The 3014-nt window shown below is 57.4% G+C and carries 4 protein-coding genes and 3 tRNA genes; all 7 read left to right on the forward strand.

Features of this window, described 5'->3' with window-relative positions; genetic code table 11:
* The first annotated feature begins 274 nt into the window (after positions 1–274).
* Complete coding sequence (birA, locus tag ACK1VC_RS28825) at positions 275–1234, forward strand: bifunctional biotin--[acetyl-CoA-carboxylase] ligase/biotin operon repressor BirA (protein ID WP_031312439.1); 960 nt, start codon at positions 275–277, stop codon at positions 1232–1234.
* Positions 1224–1973 (forward strand): pantothenate kinase, encoded by a 750-nt coding sequence (locus ACK1VC_RS28830; RefSeq protein ID WP_060519967.1) that lies wholly within the window; start codon positions 1224–1226, stop codon positions 1971–1973. Before birA ends, ACK1VC_RS28830 begins: the two co-directional genes overlap by 11 nt.
* Positions 1974–1980: 7 nt before the next feature.
* Positions 1981–2406 carry a hypothetical protein gene (locus ACK1VC_RS28835; RefSeq protein ID WP_016484646.1) on the forward strand — a complete coding sequence of 142 codons (426 nt, stop codon included), beginning with the start codon at positions 1981–1983 and terminating at the stop codon, positions 2404–2406.
* A 152-nt stretch (positions 2407–2558) separates the two neighbouring features.
* Positions 2559–2642, forward strand: a tRNA-Tyr gene (locus ACK1VC_RS28840).
* 24 nt (positions 2643–2666) lie between these two features.
* Positions 2667–2740, forward strand: a tRNA-Gly gene (locus tag ACK1VC_RS28845).
* Positions 2741–2769: 29 nt separating this feature from the next.
* Positions 2770–2845: transfer RNA gene (locus tag ACK1VC_RS28850), tRNA-Thr, on the forward strand.
* 78 nt (positions 2846–2923) lie between these two features.
* Positions 2924–3014: GTP-binding protein (locus ACK1VC_RS28855; RefSeq protein ID WP_449118175.1), on the forward strand; the 91-nt coding region annotated here is incomplete at its 3' end.

The raw sequence follows: 3014 nt of genomic DNA on the forward strand, positions 1-3014 counted from the left end.
GTCATCGTCAAGATTCATTTCGCAAAACCCCTATCTGCGCATGCAGGTAGGGGTTTTGTCTTTGTGGGCAAAAAATTCAGCCCAGCTCGAATCCCTGTGGGAGCGGGCTTGCCCCGCGAACACGGGCGAAGCCCGTGGCATCCACCGCGCAGCCTGTTTCGCGGGCACGCCCGCTGCCACAAGGCAGGGCGCACGCCAGGTATGCAGGCCCTTTTCCTATGCAAGCCAACAGCCCATGGCTATCATGCCTGCCTTATTCCAAGTCGAGACTGGCATGCTGAAGTTGTTGAACCTCCTCAAGGATGGCCGGTTCCATTCCGGAGAAGCTCTGGGGGCAGCCCTCGGGGTGAGTCGCAGCGCCGTTTGGAAGCAGCTGCAGCACCTGGAGAGCGAGCTGAACCTCACCATTCACAAGGTTCGTGGGCGCGGCTACCAGCTGGCGGCGCCGCTGGCTTTGCTCGAGGCACAGGCTATCGCCGGGTTTGCCGAAGGCGAGCAGTGGCCGGTTTTCATCCACGAAATCATCGACTCGACCAACGCCGAAGGCTTGAGGCTTGCCAATCAAGGGCAGGTAGCGCCATTTATCGTCTTGGCTGAGCGGCAAAGCGCAGGCCGCGGGCGACGTGGCAGGCAATGGGTCAGCCCATTTGCCGAAAACCTCTATTACAGCCTTGTCTTGCGTGTGGATGGCGGCATGCGCCAGCTCGAAGGCTTGAGCCTGGTGGTGGGTGTTGCAGTGATGCGTACTCTGCAGGCATTCGGCGTAAAGGATGTCGGGCTCAAATGGCCCAATGACGTGCTGGTTCGCGGGCAGAAGATAACTGGCATTCTCCTGGAGCTGGTGGGTGACCCGGCCGATGTCTGTCATGTGGTACTGGGTATCGGTATCAATGTGAACATGCAGGTCAATGGCCAAGTCGACCAGGAGTGGACCTCAATGCGGCGTGAGCTGGGTGCGGCGATAGACCGCAACCACCTGGTGGCGTCGCTCAATCAGCAATTGCAGCACGAATTGGCACGCCATCGTCGTTACGGTTTTGCCGCATTCCAGGAGGAATGGGAGCAGGCGCACCTGTGGCAGGGGCGCACTGTTTCACTGGTTGCCGGTAGCACGCGTATTGATGGCGTGGTTCTTGGCGTCGACGGGCAGGGCGGCTTGCGCCTTGAGGTGGACGGAGTTGAAAAGAGCTTCAGTGGTGGTGAGCTCAGTTTGAGGTTGCGTGATGATTCTTGAGCTCGACTGCGGTAATAGCTTCATCAAGTGGCGCGTAATCCATACCGCTGATGCAGTGATTGAAGGTGGCGGGATCGTCGATTCCGATCAAGCGCTGCTGGCTGAAGTGGCTGCGCTGGCATCGGTATGTCTGACCGGGTGCCGCATCGTCAGTGTGCGCAGCGAGGAAGAAACCGATGCGCTTTGTGCGTTGATAGCCCAGGCATTTACCGTGCAGGCGCATGTTGCGCATCCGGCCCAGCGCATGGCCGGTGTGCGCAACGGTTATGATGACTATCAGCGTCTGGGCATGGACCGTTGGCTGGCAGCGCTGGGTGCATTTCACCTGGCCAAGGGCGCGTGCCTGGTGATCGACCTTGGTACCGCTGCTAAAGCGGACTTTGTGGCCGCAGACGGCGAACACCTGGGTGGCTACATCTGCCCGGGCATGCCATTGATGCGCAGTCAGTTGCGTACCCACACCCGGCGAATCCGTTATGACGATGACTCTGCCGAGCGCGCATTGACCAGTTTGTCGCCGGGCCGCTCTACTGTCGAAGCGGTCGAGCGTGGCTGCGTGTTGATGCTTCAGGGCTTTGCACGTACGCAGCTCGAGCAGGCGCGTGCGCTGTGGGGGGATGAATTCACGGTGTTCCTCACCGGGGGCGATGCGCCGCTGGTGAGGGAGGCCGTGCCGCAGGCGCGTGTCGTCCCTGACCTGGTTTTTGTTGGTCTGGCCATGGCCTGCCCATTGGATTGAGGTGCCTATGCGTTGGTTGTTTCTGTTGTTACTGGTGCTCAACGTCTTCTATTACGTTTGGCATCAGCAGGAAGCACCGCTGAAGGTCAAGGAAGTCGCTCCCCTGTCGTTGTACAAGGGGAATCAGCAAGAAATCCGTCTGTTGCGTGAAACGGGTCTGTCGGCGCCACCCAGGCGCCGTGATGAGTGCCTGGTGGTGGGGGGGGTAACAGGGCAGGAGCAGCTGGATGCACTGCGTCAGCGCTTGCTGAGCCTAGATATTGCCACTTTGCCAGTGGTGGGGCAGTTGCCTGGAGCAGATGGGCGCTGGCTCAAGGTTGCCCCGGAAAGCGAGCGTTTGCTGGACCAAACGGTGCTTTCGGCTCTTTCCAATGATTTCAAAGACTTAAAACATAAAATTATTTTCTGCCAGGGTATTGCAACTGGTGAATAGCTTGATAGAATGGCGCCCGCTTCACAGGGAACACCACTCAGGTGGTAGAACTGGAAGCGGTGTCAAAGCAGCTAAGTTTCAGATTTGATTGAAAAAATTTGAAAAAACGCTTGACACTGGGGCGGCAGACAAATAGAATGCCGGCCACATCTGGAGGGATTCCCGAGCGGTCAAAGGGGACGGACTGTAAATCCGTTGCGAGAGCTTCGAAGGTTCGAATCCTTCTCCCTCCACCAGTTTTAGCGAGAGCCGCAAGCTCCGCGGGTATAGTTTAGTGGTAGAACCTCAGCCTTCCAAGCTGATGATGCGGGTTCGATTCCCGCTACCCGCTCCAAGTTTGCTGGATTTTGCGCAAAGTGTTTCGCTCTTGTAGCTCAGTTGGTAGAGCACACCCTTGGTAAGGGTGAGGTCAGCGGTTCAAGTCCGCTCAAGAGCTCCATATAAACAAGGCAGATATGAAAATATCTGCCTTTGTTTTATCAGCGCAAGACTATTTCTTCTGCGGAGGATTGTATCGATGGCTAAGGAAAAGTTTGATCGTTCCCTTCCCCACGTTAACGTCGGCACTATCGGCCACGTTGACCACGGTAAGACCACTCTGACCGCAG

The organism is Pseudomonas sp. XP2, assembly GCF_053557975.1.

What these genes read in the sequence shown, in the direction of transcription:
- birA (WP_031312439.1), top strand. Translation starts at nt 275, where the DNA reads ATGCTGAAGTTGTTGAACCTCCTCAAGGATGGCCGGTTCCATTCCGGA.
- ACK1VC_RS28830 (WP_060519967.1), top strand. Translation starts at nt 1,224, where the DNA reads ATGATTCTTGAGCTCGACTGCGGTAATAGCTTCATCAAGTGGCGCGTA.
- ACK1VC_RS28835 (WP_016484646.1), top strand. Translation starts at nt 1,981, where the DNA reads ATGCGTTGGTTGTTTCTGTTGTTACTGGTGCTCAACGTCTTCTATTAC.